The sequence below is a fragment of the Candidatus Micrarchaeia archaeon genome (genome assembly GCA_041653315.1).
Lineage (GTDB): Archaea > Micrarchaeota > Micrarchaeia > Anstonellales > JAHKLY01 > JAHKLY01.
Genome location: JBAZFO010000007.1, coordinates 1 through 23,771, shown reverse-complemented (window position 1 = coordinate 23,771; position 23,771 = coordinate 1). Strand labels below are relative to the sequence as shown.

Genomic DNA, 23,771 nt, shown 5'->3' with positions numbered 1-23,771 from the left:
TTGCTCACTTTAAATATCATAGTAAGTCATAGCGACTTCTTTTATATCTCTTAAATTATGTTTTTTAAATTTAGCTTCATCAAAAGAAGCTATATGTAATCTTACTTCAGTTGTAAATATTAATTTTGAAATTTTATCAAATTTTGGATGTTCTTTTATCTGGTCTCTAAATCCTTGTAAAATGAATGCCTCTTCAAATAATTTTTTTATATCTATTTTTCCATTAAATATTAATTCAAATGTTGCTCCATCATTAGCAAATTCTAAATATTTCATATTAATTATAACATCCCCAACTTTTACTTTTTTAGTTGATTTTAATGTTCCTCTATTATATTTCTCTAATGTTGATTCAATATTTATTTTTTCAAAAGATTTTCCAAAGTATGCTCTTAATAATTTTGAAACTAGATCAGATTTATTGGATCGTATTATTGGTTTCTTATCTTCAATTATCAAAGCCAACATAGTTTATTTTAGTACGCCGGTCTTTAAAAAGCTTATGAAAATCAAATTAAAAGTTGCAATACCCCAAATAACAACACAAAAAGGCCTAAAAATAAAGTTGCTTTATAAAAATTAACTTTTTCAGCAAAATCCATTAATATTTTTATAGTTAATAAACCGGTTATGAATGCAATTATTCCGCTTAAAATTAGATATTCATCTATAATAAATCCTTCTTTAATTACTGGTATTAATAAAGAAGCACCAAACGTAACTGGTATACTCATTAAAAAACTTAATCTAAAAGAATCTTTTAAAGAAAATTTTTCATATAATAATACTGCTATTGTTATCCCAGATCTGCTTATGCCGGGTAAAACAGAAATTCCTTGAAAAAAACCAACTATAATTGCTTTAATATCTGTTACTTTTTCTTTAATTTCAGATTCTTTTCTATTTTTATGTAAGAATGCAATTATTAATAAAAAAAATCCAATCCCCAAAGTAAAAATTGAATCTGGAATTTGAATAGAAAATAAAAACATACTTAATATACCTGCGATAATAAAACTAAAAATTGTAGTTATTAATAAAAAAATAAATATTTGTTTGTTTTCTTTATCTTTGTTATAAACACTTTTTAATATATTCAATATATCTTGTCTAAAATAAATTACTGCTGCTAACGTTGTACCACAATGAAGCCATAATGCAGTTCCCAATGCATCTGAATAATCAAAATTAAAAATTAATTTCCCAAATAAAGTAACCATAGCTGATGAACTAATTGGAAGCCATTCTGTTATTCCTTGTAATATACCTAAAACTATTGCAGAAAATAAATCCATGCTAATTATAAGAAGCGAATATTTAAAAAATAAAAAGAAAAGAAAACCTAAAAAAATTAGGTTTTTATTTAATCTTTAGTTATTATTGTAAGAGTATCTGGTTTCTTGAAAATATTTCCAGATTTTATACCAATAAGATAAGATACTCCTTGCGCTTCTGCTAGATCAACTAATCTTTGAGTTACTATTCCATCAAAAACTACTGCATTTACGCCTTTTTCATTTTCTAATGTTTTTATAACATCTCTTACTGGCATCTCTTTTATTTGCTTAAACTCTTTATCATAGAATTTAGCTTTCAAAGTATTTTCCAATTCTTTTAAACTATCTTCTAATTCCTGTGGTGCTCTCTCTTTTGGTTCAACTCTTTCTATTTTTTTAATTACTCTTTGCTGAGGTCTTAGAGGCCTTACTTGTTGAACTTGTTGAGTTTGCGGAGGTCTTTGCATTTGCTGTCTAATTGGTCTATCTTCTTCTTGATAATTAATTCCTTTGTTATTCTCTTCTGCTGCTTGCTCTACTGGAAGTTTATTTCTTAAGGCTTTTATAATTTCTTTTCTTGTTAATTCTTCTACTTCTTTTCCTGTTTGTGCTCTTGCTACAAAATCAATTTCAGTAGCATCTTTTAATTGAGTTAAAATTATATCTCCGCCTCTATCACCATCTAAGAAAACAGTTACTTCTTTTTCTCTGCCTAATTTAACTATTGTATCATTTATCTTTGCCCCACCTATTGCAACTACATTAGGTATGTCACTTCTTAATAAATTCAATACATCGGCTCTGCCTTCAACAAAGATAACTGAATCAAATCTATCTAAATTAGGTCCTGCTGGTAATTTATCTTTACCATACTCAACAATTTCTGCAGTTTTTACTTCATCTCTAACTGTATCTGAAATTACTTTACTTTCTGGTATTTCTGTATTAAGTAAATTTCTAAGTAAATTCTTTGCTCTATCAATAATTGTTTTTCTTTTAAGATTTCTTGTATCTTCAACTTTTTCTACTTTAATATATGCTTCGCATGGTCCCACTCTATCAACAGTTTCTAATGCTGCTGCTAAAATACAAGTTTCAACCATATCTAAACTAGAAGGTAATTTTATACTTCCGACTGTTTTTCCTGATTTAGCAACTAGATCTACTTCAATTCTTCCTATTCTTCCATTTTTTTGAAGATCTCGTAAATCTAATTCATCTCCTAACAAACCTTCTGTTTGTCCAAAAATAGCTCCTACTACATCTGGTTTTTCAACCAATCCTTTAATTTCTACATCTCCATAAACTACATATTTTAATGTATCAATGTACGTTTTTCCCATTTATATCACCTATTTTTTTCACTAACTCCTGCTCATTACATTCCAATTGAATTCTTTTTTTGCTATTTGTTGCTCCTGCAATAATTTTTGCTTTATATCCCAATTCATTTTCTATTAATTTCTCAATAGCCTTATTTGCTTTACCTTTTATTGGCTGTTCAGAAATTCTTATTTTGAATTGGCCATTTTCCATTTGTATATTGTCTTGCTTTGCATTTGCAACAATTTTTGCTTCTATTTCCATATTGTCACTATTTTCTGCTACTCTTACAGAATTTCTTCTGTATTTGATATAAATGAGCAGTAAGTTATGATTGATTCATATTTGAATCTTGATGTATTAACATCTATTACTTTTTTGTGGTTTTTTGCCTTTATAAATGTAATGCTTAGGCAATATCTTCCTCTTCTCTACATTCACTGCAAAGAAGAGTTCCACTTACACGTTTTAATTGTTCAGAATACACACCACAGTGTTCACAGACTCCACTAAAAACTTCTCCCCCAGTAAATCTATTTTGTAAAGCAGTTTCTATTAAAACATCAACTAATCCAGGGTAAGCACTAATAATATCTGTTTCAGTAATCATTCCTATTACCATTCCTTTTTTATCAATAACAGGTAATTTTTTAATTTTGTATTTTCTCATTGCTAAAGCTGCGTCTCCAATAGAAGTATCAACTTTAATTACTCTTAAAGGTCTGCTCATAATTTCTTCTAATGTTATTTTAGAAGGGTCCTTATTAATTCCTACAACTTTTCGTACTATGTCTCTTTCTGTTGCAATTCCTACTGCTTTTCCTTTATTCATAAGTATTATACTTCCTACATTAGCATTAGCCATAATCTCTGCTGCTTCTTTTACTTTACTTGAGGTAGAAAGGACTAAAACTCCTTTAGTCATACAGTCTCCCACTTTGATTTGTGTTTCCATAAAATAAATTTAAACAATAATATTTAAAAGCACTCTTCTTTTGCCTTTAAAGTCTTTTTGTGGAAAAATAAAGTTTAAGATTTAAATCTTTCTTTTTAATATTTAATTATGGTTGCAACATATAGAAAAGGCGCGAGAGCAGAAAGAGAATTAATTAACTGGTTTTCTGAAAAAGGATTTGAAGTAATACGCGCAGCTGGATCTGGAGGAAATTCATTATCTCCAGATATTTTAGTATTTAGAAAGGGAAAACAATATGCATTTGAATGCAAAGCATGGGATACTACTTCTTTATCTTTAAAACAAGCGCAGATAGATGGTTTGAAAAGATGGGAAGAAACATCTGGAATAACAACTATGGTTGCATGGAGATTATCAAGAAATGGGTGGAGATTTATACCTTTACATTTATTAAAAAAAACTCCTGCTGGATATAGCATAAATTGGAAAACAGCAGAAAATACAATGCTATTTGAAGATCTAATAAGATGATTAAATGGATGATAAACAAATTATATTCATTGCAATTTTTATAGCAGTTTTATCAATTCTCTTATTATATCAATTTATTGAATTTACAAAACCAATTCAAATTTCTTTATATTCAAATAATGAAATACCAAAAGATTCTTTAATAGAATTCCAAGGAAGAATACAAAGTATGAATTTTAATGAAAAAACTACTTCAATAAAAGTATGCGATACAAATTGTTTAACTGTAAATGCAAATAATAATTTAAATGTTTTAAAAATTTTATCAGAAGGAGATTTAATAAAAGTAAAAGGAACAACAAAAACATATTACCAGGGAATTATTGTTTATGCACAAGAAATTAATTATCTTGGATAAATAATTAAGACATAGTTTTTTAAACACAGAAAAAAGGAAAATACTATGTTGCAAAGAATTGAAAGAGGAATATACGCAAAAGGATTAACAAGAGAACTTATTCCAAAAAAAGATATTTGTATTGCAGTTCATCCTTTTTTCTTAAGAAAAGATATTGGTCCAGTTGAAAAAACATTAATTTTTGAAGAAAAATTAAAAAAAGAATTAAATAAATTAAACTCAACATTAATTGTTTTTGAAGAAGAATATGAAGTTAATGATAATTATAATATAATAACTCAGTTCTTTAATACTACTGAAAATTCATTAATAATAATTCCAACTTACGAAGCAAACCCTACACCAAATAGAACAAATTGGTGTGGGGCAATTAATTTTATAAAATCAATTTGGAATGAAAAAAATTCAATAAAATTACTTGGGGGATATATTTGGAAAGACAAGTATTCAATTTATCGTGGTTGTTTAGGATATACGGAAATTAAATTAAATGAATTTGGAATTCCAACACAGCTAATTAAAGAACTAACTTTTTCATAGATGATTTTTATGATAGATCAATTATTTTCAATAATTATTGGATTTTTATTAGGTGTTTTTTCTGGATTTATCCCAGGTATTCATTCAAACACAATAAGCACCTTACTAATGGAAACAAACTTAGACCCAATGTCTTTATGTTTTATAATAATTGCAGGATTAGGCGCACATACATTAATCTCTTTTGTTCCTGCAATATTTTTGGGGGTGCCGGAAGATTCAACATATATATCTGCATTACCAGGACAAAAATTAGTTTTAGAAGGAGAAGGATTAAACGCAGTAAAATTAATTATAATCTCTTGTTTAATTAGTTCTTTTATATCTTTATGTTTATTTCCAATTGTTTTAATTTTATTTCCAATAACTTTCAATTTTATTTATCCATATTTAATTTTCATTTTAATTTTTGCTTCTTGTTTTATGATTGTTTCTGAAAGATCAATTAAAAAAATATTATATGCGTCTTTGGTCTTTATTATGGCTGGAGTGCTTGGCTGCATCACAATAAACGCACCGATTAAAGAACCATTGTTCCCAATTTTTACTGGGTTATTTGCATTCAGTACTTTAATAGCAACATTATGGACAAAACCTAAAATTTTAAAACAAATAAATAAAAAAATTGAATTTAATTTTTGGATTCCTTTATTAGCAGGTATTATTTTAGGCTTTATTGCAGATTTATTTCCAGGTATAGCAACACCTGCACAATTAGCTGTATTTGTTTCACCATTATTATTAGCTTGTCCTAAAAAATATTTAGTATTTACTTCTTCATTAGCTATAAGCCATATTGTATTTGCATTTGCTTCTTTACCTACAATAGGAAAAGCAAGAATAGGGGCATTAAACTATGTATCACAATTAATCGAGCCTTCATTAAATAATTTACTGCCTTTAATGTTTATTTTTATACTTTCTATTTGTTTAGCTTCAATTTTACTTTTATTAATTTACAAAAAATTTGAATATATTTTTAGAATAAACACTCAACATTTGTATTTATGTCTAATACTTTATTTAGCTGTCATGGTTTTTTTAATTTCCGGACCATTAGGAATTGCAACTTTAATTGCAGGAACAGCTATAGGCTCCTTACCTTTATTTTTTAATATAAAAAGAGTTCATGTAATGGGAGTTATAATTATCCCTTCAATTTTAATGCTAATTTAAAAATATTTTTATTTAATTTTCGGAGATTTACTTTTGAAACTTTATTTTTTGAATTTTTGGGTGTTTTTAATTAATTTTTTTAAATACAAATAAATGTTCGTGCATTATTAAATGAAAATTATATTTCTTTGATTGGGATTTCCATAAAGGAGTAGTTTTACAGTTCCATTGTTTTTTGATGATGTCTTCTTTTAGATTAAAACCTGCTTCAAAAAAAGTTTTCATAACATTATATGCTAAAGGAATATACATGCCTTTTCTTCTTGTATCTCCTATTAAGATAGCACAATATTTATCTTTTTTAAGTACTCTATACGATTCTTCAGCCACCTTTTTCATTTCATTCACGAATTCATCTAATTTTTTAATATTAGAAATATCTTTTTTATTCTCAGAATTATATTTTACAATATCTAAATAAGGAGGATGTGTAATAATTAAATCTATAGATTCATCTTGTAAAGGTAATTTTCTTGCATCTCCTAATTTTATTTCTTGTTTGCTATTATTTTTATATTCAAAATCTAATCTTTTTTTAGCAGTTTCTACCGCAGTTTGATTAATATCATAACCTATTGCATTCCTATTAAGCAATTTACATTCTACTAAAGTAGTTCCACTTCCCGAAAATTGATCTAAAATTATATCCTCTTCTTTTGAATATCTTAAAATAAGGTTTCTAGGTATATATGGGGAAAAATTTCCTCTATAATCTCCTTTGTGTGTTGCCCAATCTCCCCTATCTGGGAAAGACCAAACCGTAGTATATTGTAATTCAAAATCATCAGGTTCAAATTTCATATGTATCAAATATTTAGCAGATTATTTCTTTTAAAACTCCCTGCTTGATTAATTTTAAGTTTAAAACATAATTAATTTTTATGAATGTTTCTTGTAATGGTTTTTTAGCGGTTAACCAACCTTTTCCATCAGTTATCCATATAAACTCTACATTCTGTGATTTTAATAAACTATCTAAATACTGATATTCTCCAGCAGTTGATTTTAATTTAGAACCGCCACCACCATAATAATTAGTTTCTATTAAAAAGAGTTTGTTAATTTTTTTATCAAATATAGCAAAATCAAAAATTCTATTCGCTTTATCTAATTTAATATTAAAATTCCAATTTTTTACGATTTTACTTTGGTTTGCTTGTATAATAAATTCTAAATTATTATTCTTTGAAAAATCAGTTATTATTCTTTCAACTAATTGTTCCATAACTTTGCCAGTTCTGTTTTTCCTTGCGTTTGTATCCATCCCAACTTCTATACCCACACAATAATCAACGATATTTTTTATTGCTTTATCTTGAAAAACATCTTTTAATCCAGAATCATTAAAAAAAATCAATAAATCATTTTTTATACTTTGATTTAACTCTTTAGTTGGATTAAATAAATCACATTTACTTTTAGCTTCTAAAATCTCAAAATTATCAATTATTTGAAGATTATTTATTTTACTTTCTCTTATAGCTATTAATATTGGCAATACTTTTCTAACTTTTGGATATTCCCGCAATATTTCAATAAATTCTTTTTCAATATTTTCTTTGCCTATTAAAGTATTCAATAAATTTAATTCTTTTTCAATTTTTGATAAATTTATTTTAACTTTTTTAAAATCAACAAAATATTGCCATGTGAATATAGAATCACTTAAAGTATCTAATAAATAATTAAAAACTTCGTTTTCTTTTATTCCTATTTTTTTATATACATTTAAATATTTCATTATCTTTCTCCTCTTATATAATTCATGGCAACAATTTCTTCTATAGCTCCTCGTTTATCACTTTTACAGTTTATCATTCTTTTAGCTTGTACTTTAATAGGATTATAATTGGAATAAAGTTGCATAATTAAAGGAGCAGGACTATTACTTAACATAACATTTACCTTTTTTAAATCGAGAGTTACATATAATTTCTTTAATCTAATTTGATCTTCTTTTGTAAAATCAAATTTTGTATAAGTTGTAAAATTAGAGGTTTCAGTTAAAGGATGATATGGAGGATCAAAATATACAAAATCATTTGCTTTGGTATTCCCCATAACCGAAGAAAAATCTTTATTTGAGAGGGTTGCTTTTTTCAAGGCTTCTGAAACTAATTTTATGTTATCTTCATCACAAAGTGTTGGGTTTTTATATTTCCCCATAGGAACATTATATTGGTCTTTTGAATTCACTCTCCAAAGACCATTGAACCCGGTTTTATTAAAATAAATAAATAACGCAGCTCTTTCTGTGTCATCTTGATATTCTTGATTATTATATTTATTTCTTAGCTTGTAATATGTTTTTTTTTCATTTTGATATTTTGATGTTTTTAATTCTTCAATCAATTCACTTGGTTTACTTTTGATTATTTTATATACATTATATAAATGAGAATTAAAATCATTCAGATAAGCTTTTTTAATCAATCCTTCATCCCATAATCTAAAATATAATGCTCCACCCCCTACAAATGGTTCATGATAATTAGAAAAAGAAGTAGGAATATTTTCAAATAAAATATCAATTAACTGTCTTTTTCCTCCCACCCACTTCACAAAAGGTTTAGATTCTTTCTTATTCATAATAATAATATTAATTTAATATTTAAAAACCCTTCCAGACAGTACTTTTCCGGCCTTACCGTCGTTAAATGTTTGCTATTTTGAAAGCTAATATTAATCAAAGACCAATTTTTAATAAAAAAGTTCTTTAATTATAGATTTAAAGGACATAAAAGTTTTTTAAATGAAATGTATAAAAAATATTCATGGATGAAGTAGAAATAAAAATTTTAAATATAAATGTAAAAGAAATTGAAAAAAAATTAATTAAATTAGGTGCTAAAAAAATAGGTAAAAATTTAGTACAAATAGAATTCTTTGATTTTCCAGATGAAAAAATATCAAAAAATAAATCAATTTTAAGACTAAGAAAATATGGAAAAACTATAGAATTGACTCATAAAACAAAAAGAAAAAACCAAGGGAAATTTAAAGTTAGAGAAGAAACAGAAATTAATATAGATAATTTTGAAAACGCAGAAAAAATTCTTAAAAAATTAGGTTTAAAATGCATTAATAAAAGCGAAAAATATAGAACTTCATATAAATATGAGAATTTAAAAATAGAAATAGACCAGCACCCTAAAATATCTGCTTATATGGAAATTGAAGGAAACAAAAAGGATATTGAAAAACTCGTTAAAAAATTAGGTTTTACAATGAAAGATGCATGCAATTTAACGAGCAGTGGAGTATTAAAAAAATATGGGGTTAACCCTATTAATTTAAAATTTAAGAAAAAATCAAAGAGATAAGAATTATAAATTCTTTCCTCTTAAGTGAATATATGAAAGCGCTAGGTTGGATAGTTGTATTAATAATAATTATTTCTATTATGCTATTATTTTTCTATGAGTGGGCACCACCAGCTAATGAAACAGATGCAAGAACTTCTGTTTTAGAGGATTTAAAATCACACTATGGAGAAACAGCAGAATTTGAAATTTTATCCATTAATGAAAACATTCAAAATGAAGGTGAAAAAGGAAAATATTTTACTATAAAAGCAAGAGTCACTATTAATCCTGAAACTGCATGTCCAGAAAGAATACATTTATATTATAATTATCCAGAACAAGGATTTGTAACACAACCTCCTGATTATATAACAAAAAATTGTGAAATATGTTTAGGCCAGCCCATTTGTCAATTAATCTTTAATGAAGAGGCAGTAATTGCATCACATACAATAGAAGGAACAGAAAAAATTAAACAATATATAACTCAATATCCAAATGCAAAACCAAAAGTAAACCCACCAACAAATGGACAAGAAAATTGGATCGTTCTTTGGAGTTCAGAAAACGCTGATTTTTATTATATAGTTGAGATATCAAGAAATGCAGAATTGATTAATATTTCTACAAGTTTTAAAGAATAAATGTTCATAATTCATGAACAAACTGTTCACGTTTTATGAACATGTTTAATTAATTTTTAAGCAATTTTTCTAAATATTTTAAATCAAAACACTTGATTGAATTTCTAAATAAAAATTATTTTTATTATTTTTTACTTAATAAAAGCACATTAAAAAGTTTTTTTATTCTTTTTAAAAAAAGTTCTGAGTTTTTTAAAGCTTTTTCAGATTCATCATCAGTAGTATAAAATGAGGTACTATATTGATCATCATGTCTAAACTCTCTATAATAATCTAATAAATCTATCCATTTATTCTCTATCAAACCATCCGAACAATATTTTGTTTCTAAATATCTTGCTACAGCAAAATGTGATTTTCCCAAAGTGCACTATACTTTAGGAGAGTATGTTTTTTAATTTATACAAACAATCCTTATACTTATAATATTTTGCATCGTTCAATGCGTTTTCGATGATATGCGAGCAAGCAGAAGCAACAAAAGTCCCTCCGGAGCCAAAGGCAACTTTCATTAGGTTATTCATCTCTTGCTCTGATAGATAACTTATCGAAGTGTTGATTTTGTAAAAAAGTACCATCATCATGGTTGGTATTGCTGTCACCAAAGAAACTCCGGCCACTATTGTTATAACGTTACGGACAGTGTGGATATTTCTAATTTTTTTAGTTAATTTGACGATTAGGTCCGGTGCAAAAGCTTTTATCCTAAGGGTTAATTCCTCCTGTTCTCTAACAAGTTTCTTTTTCTTTTCTTCCCATTCCGCTTCTATAATCTTAGGGGTTCTGCCTTGTTCATATTCTCTTTCGTAAAAATACACTTCGCCAGAATTACCGAGAGTAATCGTTGAACTGGAGGGTATGAATAGAGGTACACTATAGGTTCCACAACACACCGGCATAAACCTTCCACTTTCTTTTTCCACTTTAAGATTGTCTTCTGTCACCTCGGAAGGTTTTTTTCCTTCATCATAATTCTTTCTGTAAAATAAAGTTTTTGCGTCCCCCTCCTCAATTTGTTCCTCTATTCCTATTAGGCTTTCAACAAGTACAAGCTTTCGCTTAAAGGGACTTCGCCCACACTTTGCAAATGGGTTTACTTTAGAAAAAATATTCTTGTATGTCATATAACATCACCTGTTATTATTTATGTGTTTTACTGTTTATAAATATATGTATTTAGTAAAAAACTATCAAGCACAAAAAAACAAAAATAAAAAAGAAGAAAAAAGGATTTTAAAAGCAGTATAAATTTTTTCCTTATTTTCTTTTTGTTATTTTTTCTTTGTTTTCTTTTCTTTTTAGTTAAGTTCTTTTGTTCACTTATTGGTGGACATTTGTCCAAAACCAATTTTAGTTTTGAACATCTTTTAAAAAAAAGTTACTACATTTTCCAGTATTTTTTATTTTTAATAAAATTCTTCTGCGCTTCTAATAAATCATAAAAGAAATGTTCATCTTCTTTGTGTATCTTCTGTAATACTCGTTTAGCTGTTTCAGGACCCACACCATAAACACTTAATGCAATTAAAGCGCGCTTTCCATATGCTTGTATAAGAGGCGCGCTTTCTTCTATAAATTTAGGGGGTTTTTCCTGTAATTTACCTTGCCTGAATTCTCCTGCATAACCAACAACAGAACCAGAACAGTTTAAACATTTTACTTTTTTTCCAGCTTCTTCAATTTTAACATAAAAAGGTTTATTGCAATTTAAACACATTAATTTTATTCTTTTTTCTAATAAATGATTTGCAAATGCTTTCATAATTTCTGAATGGGGCTCAATAGGCGCAATTAATTCTCCAGCATGAACTTTTGTTAAAACTTGCCTGCTCCATTCACTTAATTCTTTTGAATTTTTGCATATAATTTTCATTTCATTTGCTTTTATTAAATCAATAATTTCATTTGCTTTGGGTATATCAAAATACGTTGATAATAAAACCCTGATAGTTTCTTTATATATTGGGGTGTCCATTAAGTATTTTATTGCTCTCTTAGAAACTCCCTGCCCTTCATTTATTAAACCAAAATTAAATGCAATATGATTAAATTTAAACACAAATAATTTGGAATCTGTTAAAGAACTTTTTATTATTGATTCAATATCAGTTAACTCTTTTATAATATCTTTTATGTCCTGTGCTTTAGCAGGTTTTGGGGTATTTATTATAATACTATATGGATCTGTGATTAATTGATTGCTTGAACCATGTTTTAAAGTTAATAAAAATGAAATACATCGCCCAATAGTTTCATTTGCTTTTGAACCTAATAAAGAATGAATAACTATCAAATCAGCAAAACATTCAATTATCAATTCATCTTTTTTTGGATACCATTTTTCTTTAGGGAGATAAATATCTGCATTTAATTCAATTTTTTCTTTAATCTTATTTGTTTCATTTTTATCAATTATTTCAATGATATCTCCAACTTTTTGGGCAACCATAAAAGGAACAGGTATTTGTTCACCTTCCCAATCTGGCAAAGATAATGAAAAATCATCTCCTGCTTCAACTAATACTTCCTCTGTAGTTAATTCAACAACTCTCCAAGGTAATCCTTTTGTAATAAATGTATCTCCAATTTCTAATGAAGAAACAAATACTTCATCTAAAGTAGAAACAATTTTATTTAATTCTATATCCTTAACTTTTCTCCTCATAGTTTTTGGGATAGTAGATAATCTTGTATAATAATATAATCTAGAACTCAAAGTTTTTTTTAGAGAGTCGTCTGATCTATCAAAATATAATACTCTTTGCTTGCTTAATTGCTCTGCTATTTCTTCTAATTGCCCGTATGAAATATTATAAGAAGCCGCTTTTTCTAAAATTTTGTGTGCATCAATTAATTTTATTTGCTCATTTTCCAAAAGTATACCAACTAAATGGTGGGCAATTACATCTAATGCCTGTGATTCAATAATATTTTCTTCTTGTTTACCTTCTTTTAGTAATAAAGCAATTGCAGTTGCTTCTAATGTATCATATAAATCTGAAACTATTATATGTCCTTTGGATACTCTGTGTATATCATGCCCGCTTCTTCCTATTCTTTGAATTAATCTTGAAACTTGTCTTGGAGACATATATTGAATAACATTTTCCACATCTCCAATATCAATTCCTAATTCTAAAGAACTTGTTGCTAATAATGCATCTGTAATATTATTTTTAAAATCAGTTTCTGCTTTTAATCTGATTTGTTTTGCTAAAGAGCCATGATGTATTCCTATTTTTACATCTAATAAATGAAGTCTCGAAGATAATGCTTCTGCTACCTGCCTCGTATTAACAAAAATTAAAGTTTTATCTTGTTCAGTTATTTCTTTAACTCTATATAATCTTCCTGTTGCTTCTTCATCTAAATCTAATTTTTTCGGTGGGTTTTTTGAAGGCTTTGGTTTTTCAATAAATATTTTTGTCTTTTTTGGTTCATCTAAAGAAACAATTTGACATTCTTTATCTGGAGATAAAAAATTTGCAATTTTTTCTGGAGAACCAACTGTTGCACTTAAACCAATTATCTGCGGATCTGCATATTGTTTTATTCTTTGAATTGTTAAACTCAATTGTGCGCCTCTCTTATTATCACATATGCTATGTATCTCATCAACAATTAAATGTTTGCAATTTTTTAAAGCTAAACTTAATCTTGGGGCAGCCAGAATAGAACATAATGTTTCTGGAGTTACTATTAATAATTTAGGTGGTTTTTGTGATTGTTTTGTTCTTTCTGCTTGTGATGTATCTCCATGTCTTACTGCGTGAGATATCCCTAGTTTATTACACCACCACGTAATTCTTTCTAATAAATCTCTATTTAATGCTTTTAAAGGAGTGACATATAAAACTTGGATTCCATTATTTTCTGTGTCTATAATATTATTAAAAACAGGAAGCATAACAGCTAATGTTTTTCCATGTCCAGTTGGCGCTATAACTAACGTATTATTTCCACTAAGTATTGCTTTAAAGGATTTCTTTTGTATTTCAGTTAAATCTTTGAATCTTTCGGAAATTAATCTCTCAATGCGCATATCTAATATGATACTCATTGATTAATATGCGCTTGAATTGTTTATAATAGTTTTTAAAGAGTAGATTTTCGGCTAAATAACTTCTTTTATTTTAATTAAAACTTCTTCAAATTTTTCATCACTTAATATTCCTATTTGTTTAATAACTAATTTTTTATCTAAAGTTATTAAATTACTATATTTTATGACACTCTCTGAATAATTTCCATTTTGCCAATCTTTTTTTTCTATAAACACTGAATTATTTGTATCTAAATTTGAAGTTATAGCACAAACAATAATATCCTCAGAGTTTTTATTAAATTTATTTTTACTTAAAACAAGAGCAGGTCTTGTTTTAGAATTAGATAAATCACTAAATGGAAAAGGAACTAAAATTATATCTTTTCTGTTTAATATTTTGACCATACTTCATCATCTTTTGGATTATTCCAAATTTTTTTCAAAGCAGGTTCTGAAGCTTCCATTGTAAAATTTATAAGATCTTTATCCTCTCTTGATTTATTATTTTTATGGGTTTCATAATAATTAACTAATGCTTGTCTTATGGCTTCTGTTTTATTCGCAGCCAACCCCCTACTAACTAAACTATTGATAAATTGTTCTAATTCCCCAGTTAAATGTAAATTTATATTCATTTCCTCACCTTTTGCGCATTATTATAGCATTATTATATCATAATTATATTATTAATCTATTTAAACCTTTCTATTATTTTAGAATAATTATATTTATAAATAATATTAAAGAGTAGTTTTCCGGCTAAATTCACTTATGAATACATACTTTTATAAACGCCCGAAGCGCCCAATAAATTTATGAAAATGAAATTAAAGGAATATACAAAAAACGTAAAAGACATAATAAACAGTGCTATTAGAAAGTTTGATTTTCCTGTTCAATTAATCTGCCCTAGAAAATTAATAATCAAAGAAAATATATTAAACAAAAACGCGCACATGATATTAGAAAAATCAATTTATGAGATAATAAAAACTATGAAACCTTATTCAAAAGAAAATTCCCCAATATATATAACTGTTTTCGATGACTTAAATTTAGATATAAAAATAAGTTTCAAAACACATGAAATTAATGAAGAAGAATTAGTATTTTGTTTATGTCCTTTTTATGAAAAGGAAAATAGATTAAAAAAACTCTATTGGATCGAAAAACAATTAATATTAATAGGTGGGAAAATAGAATTAAAAAAAGAACAAAATGGAATAACAATAAGTATAGAACTAAGAAAACTTTAATAACTTATTCTTATTTAAAAAATCATGAAACAATCTTTAAAAATAGGTTTATCTTTTGGTTTAACTTCTGCTGTGATTACCACTTTGGGTTTGATAGTTGGACTTAATGCAGGAACACATTCTAAATTAGTAATTATTGGTGGAATAATTACTATTGCTGTTGCTGATGCATTTTCAGATGCGCTTGGAATTCATATATCTGAAGAATCGCAAAAAAATAATAAAGATAGTGAAATTTGGGAATCAACTATATCCACTTTTATTTGTAAATTTATTTTTGCTTTAACTTTTTTAATTCCAATACTTTTATTTGATTTATCAACTGCAATAATAGCAAGTATAATTTGGGGATTATTAGTAATAAGTATATTAAGTTATAAAATTTCAAAAACAAGAAAAACTAATCCTTGGGAAACAATAGGAGAACATCTTTTTATTGCCATGATAGTTATATTAATTACAAACTTTATTGGTCAATTAATACCCACGATTTTTGTATAAATTAATTCCAATATTTATTAAATTCATTTGCTTTTTCTCTTAATTTTTCTTCAGAAATATCTATACCTAGATAAATAGTTTTTAATAATTCATAACAATCTACTCTTGTATTTACACATCCACCTGTTAACAAAGAAACTGCTTGAACTGGAATTCCATATGATTCAATTAATGCTGTTCCTTCTTTAACTTCCATTGAACATCCAACACCTAAAACTGCTTTTGGTTTGTATTTTTTAAACATTCTTTTTATTAATGAACTTCCTGGAGCAATATATACTTTATAACCTAAAGATTCAGCTTCTTTTTTTATTTCTCCTATCCCGCATTTTTTACAATTAATACAATTTATCCCTTGTTCTCCCATTGTTGCAGGACATTTAATACTTCTTAAACATTGGGGAAAAAATAATGCTCTTTCATTCGCAGGAACTTTTGAAAATGCTTTTTTGTTTAATCTATTCCTTAATTGAGTAATTGTTAAATCCAAATCAATTCCTTCTAATTGAAAAAATCTAATCATTCTTTCAATAGGAACTTCTAACGTGCTTACTACACTTAAAATAAAATATGGAAATATAATTTTTCCTTTTCTATGAAAAAAATGAATTAAAATTAAAGCGATTAAAGATAATAAAATAGATATAACAAAAATAAGAAATAAAACAAAACCAATCAAACTCATTATCCCCCAAAAATCAATATTCATAATCTAAACCTTCATCATTAAAAATACCTGTTCCATCAGATAACAAAGAGATTTCAAAAAATCTTTTTTTACCTGTTTTTTCTTTAGTGATTATTCCTTCTTTTATTATTTTTGCAACTCTTCCAACACTAATGAGATTATATCCAGTAAATAAAAAAACATTTCTTCCTCTTATACTTCCTAATCTATTTTCGTCAATTGGTTTATATCCAGCTATATAAATTTTTCTCATAAAAAAACACCTTTAAAAAAGTCCCGCGGGGGATATTCGAAATCCCAACCTATCGGTTTCAGATCTACACTAATAGGTTTGTAGAGCACTCATTAATTCCTTTTCAGGAACAAACAAACTTTAGCTACTTTGTTCTTTCTTTTTTGTTAATTTTTTTCTTTCTTACAAGAAAGAAAAAAGTTACAGCCGATCGCTCTACCATTACTCGCTTTAAAATATTAAATTTAAAGCTTTGAGCTACCGCGGGATAGTAATAGTTTTATATAAATTGTCTTTTTAAAATTATGTATTAAAAAATGGGTGATTAAAAATGGGTATAACAAAAGAAGCAGTAAAAATTGGGAAAGTGGTTGGTGCATTATTAATAGGATTTGGGGCTGGTTTTGCATGGCATTTTCAAACTCCAACAGATCCAATTTATTATCCAATAGGACTTGGTATTCTAGTGGCTTTAATAGCATATATATTTTTTACTGAAAAAAATTTATCTGGGGGACTTGCTAATAATTTAAGAAGTATAGTAATGGGATTATTTGGAGCATTCTTAGGATATATGTGGTATATGCAATTCAAAGATTTAACTCAAGGAATTATAGTAGGAATAATCTCTATGGTATTACTTGTATTATTAGGTAAAAAGGCTTTTACAAAAGGAGGAGAAGATTAATTCTCCTAATTTTTAAAAACTCTTGTTATTTTATGTACCACTCTTAAACATATTTCAAAAAAGAATATAAAAACAAAATAATACCAAACACTTGCTAATGCAATTTCTAATTCTGAAATAGAAGGAAATGAATATCCACTAGATAAATTAGGATTTAAAAGTAAAGATAATACTAAGGCGATAGGGATCATTTTAGAAATTTCTTGTGCTGTATCCTCTTTTATATATGCTAATAATCTTACAACACAAATTAATGCAATTGAAAAGAAAAATATAGATGATAACTCTATTCCAGAAGACATAAATAAAAATGACACTACTAAGATAATAAACATTAAAATTACGAATAGAGGAAATAATAATATATATTTAAATAAATAAATTAATGTAGAAAATAATTCTTTTCCAATTGTTAATTTTTCTCCATCTTCAGCTTTTAAATTTAATTTAAACATATCTCTTTTTGCTAATTTTTTATATAAATACCAAATAATAAGCATACCTAAAGATATTACTAAAATCAAAACAAATAAATAAAAAATTTCATTTGCAGTTACTAATTCAATTTCATCTAATAAACTTTTGAATCCACCTAATCCAATTTGAGCTAATATTTCATTTGCCATACTTTGTTTATTAGAAAAAGGTATTTATTGCTTACTATTCTTTATCAACTCTCCATTTTTGTCTTGGAATTGCTTTTTCTATTGAAATTATTTTCTTTTCTTTTAATAATCTATACCCTAATAAAGCAATCATTGCTCCATTATCTGCATTATACTCATTCCTTGGAACTGCAAATTTTGCTTTATGTGGTTCAAGCATTTTTTTAAGCATTGATTGAAACATTTTATTTTGTGCCACCCCTCCACATAATAATAATTCTTTTTTATGGGTTAAACACAATGCTCTTTCTGCGGCTTCTGTTAAAGAAGCAAAAGCATTATGCATCATTGAATAAACTATATCCTCTTTTTTATGTTCTTTTAATGCTTTTTTAGAAGCAGTTAATAAGCCCCCAAAAACAATATTCATACCTTTAACTGAATATGGCAATTCAATATACTTTCCTTTCTCAGCCATTTCAGATAATATAGATCCATGTGCGAATTCTAAACCCATATCTCTTCCAAAAGTATCAAATAAATTTCCCATACCAATATCTAATGTTTCCCCCAACACATGATATTTTTTATTTCTTTCAATAATTAATTGTGTATTCCCTCCGGAAACATATACTGTTAATGGATCTTTTAAATTACATTCCCATTTTCCAATCTCAATATGGGCTTGGCAATGATTTACAGAGATTAATGGTTTATTATATTTAATTGCTAAATATCTTGCTAAAGAACAACCAAATTGTAATGTTTGACCTATTCCTGGACCTTGAGAAAAAGCAAATCCATCAATATCTTTTAATTTTAAGTTAGATTCTTGAAGTACATTTTTAATTAATAAATTTGAAAATTCTAAATGGTGGTCTGCTGCTTTTCTTGGTATTATACCTTCATTTTTTGGTTTATACATATCTTTTGCATGAACTATTTTTTTACCATTAAAAATTCCAATGCCTAAAGTATGTGCAGTGCTTTCTATTCCAAGAACATTCATAAAAACCACATAACTATTAATGACATTAAATTAAAAAGACCATGTGCAATTATTGAAGGCCATAATGATTTTGTTTTTATAAATAAATAAGATAATAATAAAGCAATTACAAAAGCAACTGTTATCTCAACTATTGAACCATAAGCAAAATGTAATAAAGCAAAAATTACTGCTGAAATTAATATTCCTACTTTTTTAAGTAAAAATCCTCTAAAAAAGATTTCTTCTGCTATTGGTGCAATTAAAACAGCGATTGGAAATGCAATCCAAGGAAGAGATTTAACTACCTCTTTCACATTTGCTTGATCATTTATACCAAAAAAATAAAATATTGATCCAATTAAACCAACAATAAAAATAATCAAAAATAATCCCAAAATTCCAGAAATAATAATTTTTAATTTGTCTTTTACAATTAATCCATATTCTTTTAAAATTGAATTATATTTTTTCCCTTCTAATTTTAACCAATAAAAAGGAAATAAAATAAAAACTAATGAAGAAGTTAATATTGATATGTCTTCTCGTATTAAAGTAAAAAGTAAAAATAAAATTAAAATTAAACTCCATCTAATAAAACCATATTTTTTAAGTAAAAACAAAGATAATAAAAATACTATACTAATTCCTATAATATATTCATTAAAAGAATAAGAATTAATTTCAGGTAAAGTAAATAAAACTAAAAATAAAGAAGAAAATAATAAAACAATAATAAGATTATCTACTTCTTTTCGTAATAACCGCATTTTCCACATGATAATCTATCTTTATGCTCTGCTAATTTAACACCAGGTCCGCATTTTGGACAAGATTTTGCTTTTTTGTATTCTTTAACTTCTTTTTTCTTTACTTTTACTGGTTTTTTTCCTTTTTTCTTAACTTTTCTTTTTTTTGCACCCATAAATCACACCCTTTTTTATATATAGGTTTATTTCTTTTCTTTCTTTTCTAATCTTTTTGATAAATATTCACGTTCAATTCTTTTTAATGCTTCTTCATCTGTATAAATATTTGCTTTTCCATCTGCGCTTTTGCTTCCAAATTTATTATTTAAGGATTGAAGAATTACTAATTCTTTTTTAACTTTTAACAAATTAGCTAATGCTTCTATAACTTCCTGTCTTTTTGGTGTAGAAGAATCATAAGAAACTAAAAAAGTAACTTCTGTTCTTTTTAAAGATTTATTTTCAATTTTTTTATCAATATTTATATTCATAAAATCACCTATGCTTTTTTAATTCTTTGAATTGCTTTTCTTCCCATAGCTTCTAATAGTTCTGCTTCTGCTCCTGCTTCTGCGTCTGCTTTTAATTCTTCTGGAAGTGGAAGTTCAAAAATTTCATATGATTTTGTATCCATTAATTGAACACTATCTCCAGAAACTGAAACAACTTGAGCAGTACTTCTTGTGATAACTGGAGATTCAACATCATGTCCTCCTGCACCAAGCCATTGTTTTTTCTGATTATCAAAAATACCAATACCTGTAATTCTCATTTTAGCATGACCATGTTTTCCTGGTCTTGATGTTTCTATATTTACAATTCTGCAAGGAATATCATCAATTAACATATATTTCCCTACTTTTAAACTCTTTGAATCAACAAATATTTTTTCTCCTGTCATAATATCACCTAGAAAATAAGTAATTCTTATTATAGGTTAGACTTTATAAAGTTAATGATTACTTATTTTAACATGGTTGTATTTGATACTCATTGTCATTTGGATAAATTTGATAAAATAGAATTTATAAAAAATCAGATTGCTATTACTTGCGGTTATTCTCACGAAGCAAATATAAACGCAATTGAAATATCTAAAAAATATAAAAATGTATATTATGCATTAGGTATCGCCCCACATTCGATACTAGATTTAGATGATTTAACAATTGTTGATAAATGGATTGAATTTATTAAAGAAAATAAACCTATTGCAATTGGTGAAATAGGATTAGATTATCACTGGGGAAAAACTATTGAAGGTATTGAAAAGGAAAAAATAGTTTTTGAAAAGATGCTTGATCTTGCTGATAAAATGAAACTTCCAGTTATTATACACTCTAGAAAAGCAGAAGAAGATGTAATTAATAGATTAAGTAACTTCGATTTTCCTGTATTATTACATTGTTTTTCTGGAAACAGAGAACTTGCAAAAAAAGCTGTTAAACATAATATGTTAATTTCAATATCTCCGATTTCATCTGATTTAAAAAAGAAAGTAATAAAAGATGTTGGATTAAATAATTTAGTAGTAGAAACGGATGCACCATATTTAGGCAAGAATCTTTATGATATTTATAAAAGTATTTCAATTATATCAAAAAGCCTTGGTGTATCTGAAGAAAAAGTTGAAGAAGAAACATATAAAAATGCAAAGGAATTCTTCAATATATAGGAGGTTATAATTATGACTGTATTTGACAAAATAGGAGATTTACTTAAAAAGAAAAAGGATAGAAACATCGCATTATTTATAGATGGGCCTAATGTAATTAGAAAAGATATGCATCTTGATTTAGAAGCAATTAAAAAAGAGTTAAAAAAACATGGAAAATTAAAAATAGGAATTGTTTTTCTCGATCAGTATGCTTCTGATAAATTAATTGAAGCTATGATAAATCAAGGATATCAACCAGTAATTACTTCTGGTGATGTAGATGTTACAATGGCATGTGCGGCAGTAGAACAAATATTTAATCCACATATTGATACTATCGCTTTAATGACAAGAGATACTGATTTTAGACCTGTGCTTGTAAAAGCAAAAGAGCATGGAAAAGAAACAATTGTAATTGGTGGTGAACCCGGATTTAGTATTGCTTTAAAAAATACTGCAGATGTAATAATCAAAATGGATAATTTATAAAAATTACCCATAAGTTTAAATTGTTTTATGTAAAAAATTAAAATAAGAAAACTTTATTTTTTAAAAAAGGTGATAAATATGGAAGAACAAAAAAGAAGACCATTCGATGTTTTGAACACTGCATTAAATAATACTGTAGTAGTCGGATTAAAAGGACATTTAGAATTTAGAGGAGTTATGGTATCTTATGATATTCATATGAATCTTGTTTTAGAAAAAGCAGAATTTCTAAAAGATGGTGAAGTTCAAAAAGGATTTGGAACAATATTACTAAGAGGAGATTCAGTAATTTATATCTCTCCTTCATAAATTTTCTTTTTTATATTTTATTAAAATATGGGCCTGTAGCGCAGCGGTCAGCCTTTCTTTTTCTTTGTAAAGAAAAAGAAACGCATGGCGAAAAAAACTATGTAAAGAATATTTTGTGTTCTTGGTTCGCTAAAGCGCGCCTGCTTGGCATAGCCTTTCTTTTTTGAAAAAAGAAAGCCTAGGGAAAGAAAAACCCTTTTCTTTGGGGTGAACTCTAGACCTTTCTTTTAGGGAAAAGAAAGGGCTCGAGAATGCAGGAGGCCGGGGGTTCAATTAAATCCCTTTTTCTTTGAAAAGAAAAAGGTCTTTATCCCAAAAAGAAACTGGGAAATGAACAATTCCCCCCAGGTCCATTTTTTATTATATCTAATTCTTATTTCAAAAAGTAAAAATTAATTAAAAATAATTAATCAAGAAGTAAGTTTTATTGCATCTTTCATCCCATGACTTACAATATTTATTTGTTTCATCTTTTCTTGAAATTCTTCTTTTGTATAACATAAAGACTCAAGTAATTGGGGAAGTGTCCAGTATTCTTGTATTTTTTCAAGTCTTTTAACAAATTTTTGATTTTTGAATTTATCTGAAATAATAAATATATCATAATCACTATCTTTTAATTCATCTCCTCTTGCTCTTGAACCAAATAAATAAACTATTGCATCAGAATAATCTTGTTTTAGATTTTTAATAAAACCATCTAACTCTCTAAATTGTCTCTTACCCACCTAACCACCTTTTTTGCTTCCATTAAATATATACTAGTAATTTTTTTATCATAAACTTCTGAAGGAATACCACTAGCTGCATCTGGATATCTAGAAACAGTATAATGTGGATTTAACATTCTACAAGCACTTATGACTTCTTCAGGGGCTTCAAGCTCATCTGCAATATCTACAAGATTATGATGTAATACTGGGCATCTTTTTTCCTCAAGATATAATGCTTTTAATGATTTTTCAGCTGCTTGTTGCGAAAAGAACACTGAAGCATAAAATCGTTCTCCTTTAAAATTAAATTTTGCTGTATCTAAATCTATCTTCGCCTGTTCAAACCAATTCTTACTTTCTTCTCGCATATTAAAAATTAATCTAAATAGATTTTTATATATTGTCCCAGAGTTTAATAATCCCAAAAAATAAATTAAAATTAATTAATAAAAAAGAAACAAAAGAAATTAGAAATACATAATAAAAAATAAATAAAAAAAGAAAAAACTTAGAAAAGTTTTTCTATTGAATCCCTTTTTCTTTAGAAAAGAAAAAGGTCTTCACCCTAAAAAGAAAAAGATTAATTAAAAAATAATTAAAATTAGAAAAGAAAAAATAAATAAAAAAAGAAAAAACTTAAAAAAGTTTTTCTATATCTGCTTGTTTTTTATTTAAGACTTTTTTAATTGTGTCTTGTCCTCCTAATCCAATTGCAAGTCCCATTCCTAATCCTAATGCAATAAATATTGCAGCTATTGCAATGGTAAATGCATAAGTTAGA

At 26.7% G+C, this 23,771-nt stretch carries 35 protein-coding genes and 1 tRNA gene; 13 read left to right on the top strand and 23 right to left on the bottom strand.

Going from position 1 to position 23,771, the window contains the following annotated elements; all coding sequences use genetic code 11:
* Positions 1–9 precede the first annotated feature (9 nt).
* The 5 genes from WC356_02610 to WC356_02590 all read right to left on the bottom strand — a co-directional run bounded on the left by WC356_02610 (position 10) and on the right by WC356_02590 (position 3,555).
* The gene (locus tag WC356_02610) at positions 10–468 is read right to left on the bottom strand and encodes a hypothetical protein (protein MFA5382030.1); all 459 of its coding nucleotides are present in this window, start codon (positions 466–468) and stop codon (positions 10–12) included.
* Between the two features lie 41 nt (positions 469–509).
* A complete protein-coding gene (locus WC356_02605) occupies positions 510–1,295 on the bottom strand; it encodes an undecaprenyl-diphosphate phosphatase (protein MFA5382029.1) in 786 nt (261 codons plus the stop codon).
* A 68-nt stretch (positions 1,296–1,363) separates the two neighbouring features.
* Positions 1,364–2,620, bottom strand: coding sequence for a DNA primase DnaG (dnaG, locus tag WC356_02600; GenBank protein MFA5382028.1), 1,257 nt, complete (start codon positions 2,618–2,620; stop codon positions 1,364–1,366).
* On the bottom strand, positions 2,601–2,864 hold the full coding sequence (locus tag WC356_02595) for a DUF167 domain-containing protein (GenBank protein ID MFA5382027.1): 264 nt from the start codon (positions 2,862–2,864) through the stop codon (positions 2,601–2,603). The genes dnaG and WC356_02595 overlap by 20 nt, the downstream gene beginning before the upstream one ends.
* A 145-nt stretch (positions 2,865–3,009) precedes the next feature.
* Positions 3,010–3,555, bottom strand: a complete 546-nt coding sequence (locus tag WC356_02590; GenBank protein MFA5382026.1) for a CBS domain-containing protein — start codon at positions 3,553–3,555, stop codon at positions 3,010–3,012.
* Positions 3,556–3,663: 108 nt separating this feature from the next.
* Between WC356_02590 and hjc the strand changes: the two genes are divergently transcribed.
* Genes hjc through WC356_02570 form a run of 4 tightly spaced genes read left to right on the top strand, consistent with a single transcriptional unit; the run spans position 3,664 to position 6,121 of the window.
* Positions 3,664–4,047, top strand: a complete 384-nt coding sequence (gene hjc, locus WC356_02585; protein MFA5382025.1) for a Holliday junction resolvase Hjc — start codon at positions 3,664–3,666, stop codon at positions 4,045–4,047.
* Positions 4,048–4,051: 4 nt separating this feature from the next.
* Complete coding sequence (locus WC356_02580; protein MFA5382024.1) at positions 4,052–4,405, top strand: hypothetical protein; 354 nt, start codon at positions 4,052–4,054, stop codon at positions 4,403–4,405.
* A gap of 45 nt (positions 4,406–4,450) precedes the next feature.
* Positions 4,451–4,945 carry a hypothetical protein gene (locus WC356_02575; protein MFA5382023.1) on the top strand — a complete coding sequence of 165 codons (495 nt, stop codon included), beginning with the start codon at positions 4,451–4,453 and terminating at the stop codon, positions 4,943–4,945.
* Positions 4,946–4,954: 9 nt separating this feature from the next.
* Positions 4,955–6,121 (top strand): tripartite tricarboxylate transporter permease, encoded by a 1,167-nt coding sequence (locus tag WC356_02570; protein ID MFA5382022.1) that lies wholly within the window; start codon positions 4,955–4,957, stop codon positions 6,119–6,121.
* Between the two features lie 66 nt (positions 6,122–6,187).
* Here WC356_02570 and WC356_02565 read toward each other — a convergent pair whose 3' ends face one another.
* From WC356_02565 to WC356_02555, 3 genes are read right to left on the bottom strand one after another with little or no spacing between them, the layout of a single operon-like run.
* Entirely contained in the window at positions 6,188–6,922 is a 735-nt protein-coding gene (locus tag WC356_02565; GenBank protein MFA5382021.1) for a DNA methyltransferase, read from the bottom strand.
* A gap of 13 nt (positions 6,923–6,935) precedes the next feature.
* A complete protein-coding gene (locus WC356_02560; GenBank protein MFA5382020.1) occupies positions 6,936–7,862 on the bottom strand; it encodes a type II restriction endonuclease in 927 nt (308 codons plus the stop codon).
* On the bottom strand, positions 7,862–8,710 hold the full coding sequence (locus WC356_02555) for a DNA adenine methylase (protein ID MFA5382019.1): 849 nt from the start codon (positions 8,708–8,710) through the stop codon (positions 7,862–7,864). The genes WC356_02560 and WC356_02555 overlap by 1 nt, the downstream gene beginning before the upstream one ends.
* A gap of 185 nt (positions 8,711–8,895) precedes the next feature.
* Between WC356_02555 and cyaB the strand changes: the two genes are divergently transcribed.
* Together cyaB and WC356_02545 are read left to right on the top strand one after the other, a co-directional pair.
* Positions 8,896–9,444 carry a class IV adenylate cyclase gene (gene cyaB, locus WC356_02550; GenBank protein ID MFA5382018.1) on the top strand — a complete coding sequence of 183 codons (549 nt, stop codon included), beginning with the start codon at positions 8,896–8,898 and terminating at the stop codon, positions 9,442–9,444.
* Positions 9,445–9,476: 32 nt separating this feature from the next.
* Positions 9,477–10,070 carry a hypothetical protein gene (locus tag WC356_02545; protein MFA5382017.1) on the top strand — a complete coding sequence of 198 codons (594 nt, stop codon included), beginning with the start codon at positions 9,477–9,479 and terminating at the stop codon, positions 10,068–10,070.
* Positions 10,071–10,194: 124 nt separating this feature from the next.
* Here the strand turns inward: WC356_02545 and WC356_02540 are convergent, their stop codons facing one another.
* From WC356_02540 to WC356_02520, 5 genes are all read right to left on the bottom strand, one after another.
* On the bottom strand, positions 10,195–10,434 hold the full coding sequence (locus tag WC356_02540) for a HEPN domain-containing protein (protein MFA5382016.1): 240 nt from the start codon (positions 10,432–10,434) through the stop codon (positions 10,195–10,197).
* Between the two features lie 13 nt (positions 10,435–10,447).
* Positions 10,448–11,194, bottom strand: a complete 747-nt coding sequence (locus WC356_02535) for a hypothetical protein (protein MFA5382015.1) — start codon at positions 11,192–11,194, stop codon at positions 10,448–10,450.
* Between the two features lie 257 nt (positions 11,195–11,451).
* A complete protein-coding gene (locus WC356_02530; GenBank protein MFA5382014.1) occupies positions 11,452–14,130 on the bottom strand; it encodes a DEAD/DEAH box helicase in 2,679 nt (892 codons plus the stop codon).
* Between the two features lie 54 nt (positions 14,131–14,184).
* Positions 14,185–14,520, bottom strand: a complete 336-nt coding sequence (locus WC356_02525; protein ID MFA5382013.1) for a type II toxin-antitoxin system PemK/MazF family toxin — start codon at positions 14,518–14,520, stop codon at positions 14,185–14,187.
* Positions 14,505–14,750 (bottom strand): hypothetical protein, encoded by a 246-nt coding sequence (locus tag WC356_02520; protein MFA5382012.1) that lies wholly within the window; start codon positions 14,748–14,750, stop codon positions 14,505–14,507. Before WC356_02520 ends, WC356_02525 begins: the two co-directional genes overlap by 16 nt.
* A gap of 180 nt (positions 14,751–14,930) precedes the next feature.
* On the opposite strand from WC356_02520, the gene WC356_02515 reads away from it, so the two are divergent.
* Entirely contained in the window at positions 14,931–15,371 is a 441-nt protein-coding gene (locus WC356_02515) for a hypothetical protein (GenBank protein ID MFA5382011.1), read from the top strand.
* Between the two features lie 24 nt (positions 15,372–15,395).
* Entirely contained in the window at positions 15,396–15,872 is a 477-nt protein-coding gene (locus WC356_02510; GenBank protein ID MFA5382010.1) for a VIT1/CCC1 transporter family protein, read from the top strand.
* Between the two features lies 1 nt (position 15,873).
* On the opposite strand, the gene WC356_02505 is transcribed toward WC356_02510, so the two are convergent.
* Together WC356_02505 and WC356_02500 are read right to left on the bottom strand one after the other, a co-directional pair.
* On the bottom strand, positions 15,874–16,581 hold the full coding sequence (locus tag WC356_02505) for a DUF116 domain-containing protein (GenBank protein MFA5382009.1): 708 nt from the start codon (positions 16,579–16,581) through the stop codon (positions 15,874–15,876).
* On the bottom strand, positions 16,571–16,813 hold the full coding sequence (locus tag WC356_02500; GenBank protein ID MFA5382008.1) for a hypothetical protein: 243 nt from the start codon (positions 16,811–16,813) through the stop codon (positions 16,571–16,573). The genes WC356_02505 and WC356_02500 overlap by 11 nt, the downstream gene beginning before the upstream one ends.
* Positions 16,814–17,123: 310 nt before the next feature.
* Here WC356_02500 and WC356_02495 point away from each other — a divergent pair, with 310 nt between their 5' ends.
* The gene (locus tag WC356_02495; protein ID MFA5382007.1) at positions 17,124–17,480 is read left to right on the top strand and encodes a hypothetical protein; all 357 of its coding nucleotides are present in this window, start codon (positions 17,124–17,126) and stop codon (positions 17,478–17,480) included.
* A gap of 5 nt (positions 17,481–17,485) precedes the next feature.
* Here WC356_02495 and WC356_02490 read toward each other — a convergent pair whose 3' ends face one another.
* Genes WC356_02490 through WC356_02465 form a run of 6 tightly spaced genes read right to left on the bottom strand, consistent with a single transcriptional unit; the run spans position 17,486 to position 20,723 of the window.
* A complete protein-coding gene (locus WC356_02490; GenBank protein MFA5382006.1) occupies positions 17,486–18,106 on the bottom strand; it encodes a hypothetical protein in 621 nt (206 codons plus the stop codon).
* Between the two features lie 34 nt (positions 18,107–18,140).
* A complete protein-coding gene (gene kae1 / locus WC356_02485; protein MFA5382005.1) occupies positions 18,141–19,094 on the bottom strand; it encodes a KEOPS complex N(6)-L-threonylcarbamoyladenine synthase Kae1 in 954 nt (317 codons plus the stop codon).
* Positions 19,091–19,852 (bottom strand): type II CAAX endopeptidase family protein, encoded by a 762-nt coding sequence (locus WC356_02480; GenBank protein ID MFA5382004.1) that lies wholly within the window; start codon positions 19,850–19,852, stop codon positions 19,091–19,093. Before WC356_02480 ends, kae1 begins: the two co-directional genes overlap by 4 nt.
* Positions 19,819–19,998: a 30S ribosomal protein S27ae gene (locus tag WC356_02475; protein MFA5382003.1), complete on the bottom strand. Its 180-nt coding sequence runs from the start codon at positions 19,996–19,998 to the stop codon at positions 19,819–19,821. The genes WC356_02480 and WC356_02475 overlap by 34 nt, the downstream gene beginning before the upstream one ends.
* Before the next feature lie 27 nt (positions 19,999–20,025).
* The gene (locus WC356_02470) at positions 20,026–20,313 is read right to left on the bottom strand and encodes a 30S ribosomal protein S24e (GenBank protein MFA5382002.1); all 288 of its coding nucleotides are present in this window, start codon (positions 20,311–20,313) and stop codon (positions 20,026–20,028) included.
* Positions 20,314–20,321: 8 nt separating this feature from the next.
* Entirely contained in the window at positions 20,322–20,723 is a 402-nt protein-coding gene (locus tag WC356_02465) for a translation initiation factor IF-5A (GenBank protein ID MFA5382001.1), read from the bottom strand.
* Positions 20,724–20,795: 72 nt separating this feature from the next.
* Between WC356_02465 and WC356_02460 the strand changes: the two genes are divergently transcribed.
* The 4 genes from WC356_02460 to WC356_02445 all read left to right on the top strand — a co-directional run bounded on the left by WC356_02460 (position 20,796) and on the right by WC356_02445 (position 22,630).
* Complete coding sequence (locus WC356_02460; protein ID MFA5382000.1) at positions 20,796–21,497, top strand: TatD family hydrolase; 702 nt, start codon at positions 20,796–20,798, stop codon at positions 21,495–21,497.
* Between the two features lie 12 nt (positions 21,498–21,509).
* Positions 21,510–21,968 carry a TIGR00288 family NYN domain-containing protein gene (locus tag WC356_02455; GenBank protein MFA5381999.1) on the top strand — a complete coding sequence of 153 codons (459 nt, stop codon included), beginning with the start codon at positions 21,510–21,512 and terminating at the stop codon, positions 21,966–21,968.
* A 78-nt stretch (positions 21,969–22,046) separates the two neighbouring features.
* On the top strand, positions 22,047–22,277 hold the full coding sequence (locus WC356_02450; protein ID MFA5381998.1) for an LSM domain-containing protein: 231 nt from the start codon (positions 22,047–22,049) through the stop codon (positions 22,275–22,277).
* Positions 22,278–22,306: 29 nt separating this feature from the next.
* Positions 22,307–22,630 (top strand) — tRNA-Ala (locus tag WC356_02445).
* 57 nt (positions 22,631–22,687) lie between these two features.
* Here WC356_02445 and WC356_02440 read toward each other — a convergent pair.
* Together WC356_02440 and WC356_02435 are read right to left on the bottom strand one after the other, a co-directional pair.
* Positions 22,688–23,005 (bottom strand): nucleotidyltransferase domain-containing protein, encoded by a 318-nt coding sequence (locus WC356_02440; GenBank protein MFA5381997.1) that lies wholly within the window; start codon positions 23,003–23,005, stop codon positions 22,688–22,690.
* Positions 22,978–23,358, bottom strand: coding sequence for a HEPN domain-containing protein (locus tag WC356_02435; protein MFA5381996.1), 381 nt, complete (start codon positions 23,356–23,358; stop codon positions 22,978–22,980). The genes WC356_02440 and WC356_02435 overlap by 28 nt, the downstream gene beginning before the upstream one ends.
* Between the last annotated feature and the right edge of the window lie 413 nt (positions 23,359–23,771).

Excerpts from the sequence above, each read along its gene's own strand:
- WC356_02610 (MFA5382030.1), bottom strand. The coding sequence starts at position 468 with ATGTTGGCTTTGATAATTGAAGATAAGAAACCAATAATACGATCCAAT.
- WC356_02605 (MFA5382029.1), bottom strand. The coding sequence starts at position 1,295 with ATGGATTTATTTTCTGCAATAGTTTTAGGTATATTACAAGGAATAACA.
- dnaG (MFA5382028.1), bottom strand. The coding sequence starts at position 2,620 with ATGGGAAAAACGTACATTGATACATTAAAATATGTAGTTTATGGAGAT.
- WC356_02595 (MFA5382027.1), bottom strand. The coding sequence starts at position 2,864 with ATGGAAATAGAAGCAAAAATTGTTGCAAATGCAAAGCAAGACAATATA.
- WC356_02590 (MFA5382026.1), bottom strand. The coding sequence starts at position 3,555 with ATGGAAACACAAATCAAAGTGGGAGACTGTATGACTAAAGGAGTTTTA.
- hjc (MFA5382025.1), top strand. The coding sequence starts at position 3,664 with ATGGTTGCAACATATAGAAAAGGCGCGAGAGCAGAAAGAGAATTAATT.
- WC356_02580 (MFA5382024.1), top strand. The coding sequence starts at position 4,052 with ATGGATGATAAACAAATTATATTCATTGCAATTTTTATAGCAGTTTTA.
- WC356_02575 (MFA5382023.1), top strand. The coding sequence starts at position 4,451 with ATGTTGCAAAGAATTGAAAGAGGAATATACGCAAAAGGATTAACAAGA.
- WC356_02570 (MFA5382022.1), top strand. The coding sequence starts at position 4,955 with ATGATAGATCAATTATTTTCAATAATTATTGGATTTTTATTAGGTGTT.
- WC356_02565 (MFA5382021.1), bottom strand. The coding sequence starts at position 6,922 with ATGAAATTTGAACCTGATGATTTTGAATTACAATATACTACGGTTTGG.
- WC356_02560 (MFA5382020.1), bottom strand. The coding sequence starts at position 7,862 with ATGAAATATTTAAATGTATATAAAAAAATAGGAATAAAAGAAAACGAA.
- WC356_02555 (MFA5382019.1), bottom strand. The coding sequence starts at position 8,710 with ATGAATAAGAAAGAATCTAAACCTTTTGTGAAGTGGGTGGGAGGAAAA.
- cyaB (MFA5382018.1), top strand. The coding sequence starts at position 8,896 with ATGGATGAAGTAGAAATAAAAATTTTAAATATAAATGTAAAAGAAATT.
- WC356_02545 (MFA5382017.1), top strand. The coding sequence starts at position 9,477 with ATGAAAGCGCTAGGTTGGATAGTTGTATTAATAATAATTATTTCTATT.
- WC356_02535 (MFA5382015.1), bottom strand. The coding sequence starts at position 11,194 with ATGACATACAAGAATATTTTTTCTAAAGTAAACCCATTTGCAAAGTGT.
- WC356_02530 (MFA5382014.1), bottom strand. The coding sequence starts at position 14,130 with ATGAGTATCATATTAGATATGCGCATTGAGAGATTAATTTCCGAAAGA.
- WC356_02525 (MFA5382013.1), bottom strand. The coding sequence starts at position 14,520 with ATGGTCAAAATATTAAACAGAAAAGATATAATTTTAGTTCCTTTTCCA.
- WC356_02520 (MFA5382012.1), bottom strand. The coding sequence starts at position 14,750 with ATGAATATAAATTTACATTTAACTGGGGAATTAGAACAATTTATCAAT.
- WC356_02515 (MFA5382011.1), top strand. The coding sequence starts at position 14,931 with ATGAAAATGAAATTAAAGGAATATACAAAAAACGTAAAAGACATAATA.
- WC356_02510 (MFA5382010.1), top strand. The coding sequence starts at position 15,396 with ATGAAACAATCTTTAAAAATAGGTTTATCTTTTGGTTTAACTTCTGCT.
- WC356_02505 (MFA5382009.1), bottom strand. The coding sequence starts at position 16,581 with ATGAATATTGATTTTTGGGGGATAATGAGTTTGATTGGTTTTGTTTTA.
- WC356_02500 (MFA5382008.1), bottom strand. The coding sequence starts at position 16,813 with ATGAGAAAAATTTATATAGCTGGATATAAACCAATTGACGAAAATAGA.
- WC356_02495 (MFA5382007.1), top strand. The coding sequence starts at position 17,124 with ATGGGTATAACAAAAGAAGCAGTAAAAATTGGGAAAGTGGTTGGTGCA.
- WC356_02490 (MFA5382006.1), bottom strand. The coding sequence starts at position 18,106 with ATGGCAAATGAAATATTAGCTCAAATTGGATTAGGTGGATTCAAAAGT.
- kae1 (MFA5382005.1), bottom strand. The coding sequence starts at position 19,094 with ATGAATGTTCTTGGAATAGAAAGCACTGCACATACTTTAGGCATTGGA.
- WC356_02480 (MFA5382004.1), bottom strand. The coding sequence starts at position 19,852 with ATGTGGAAAATGCGGTTATTACGAAAAGAAGTAGATAATCTTATTATT.
- WC356_02475 (MFA5382003.1), bottom strand. The coding sequence starts at position 19,998 with ATGGGTGCAAAAAAAAGAAAAGTTAAGAAAAAAGGAAAAAAACCAGTA.
- WC356_02470 (MFA5382002.1), bottom strand. The coding sequence starts at position 20,313 with ATGAATATAAATATTGATAAAAAAATTGAAAATAAATCTTTAAAAAGA.
- WC356_02465 (MFA5382001.1), bottom strand. The coding sequence starts at position 20,723 with ATGACAGGAGAAAAAATATTTGTTGATTCAAAGAGTTTAAAAGTAGGG.
- WC356_02460 (MFA5382000.1), top strand. The coding sequence starts at position 20,796 with ATGGTTGTATTTGATACTCATTGTCATTTGGATAAATTTGATAAAATA.
- WC356_02455 (MFA5381999.1), top strand. The coding sequence starts at position 21,510 with ATGACTGTATTTGACAAAATAGGAGATTTACTTAAAAAGAAAAAGGAT.
- WC356_02450 (MFA5381998.1), top strand. The coding sequence starts at position 22,047 with ATGGAAGAACAAAAAAGAAGACCATTCGATGTTTTGAACACTGCATTA.
- WC356_02435 (MFA5381996.1), bottom strand. The coding sequence starts at position 23,358 with ATGCGAGAAGAAAGTAAGAATTGGTTTGAACAGGCGAAGATAGATTTA.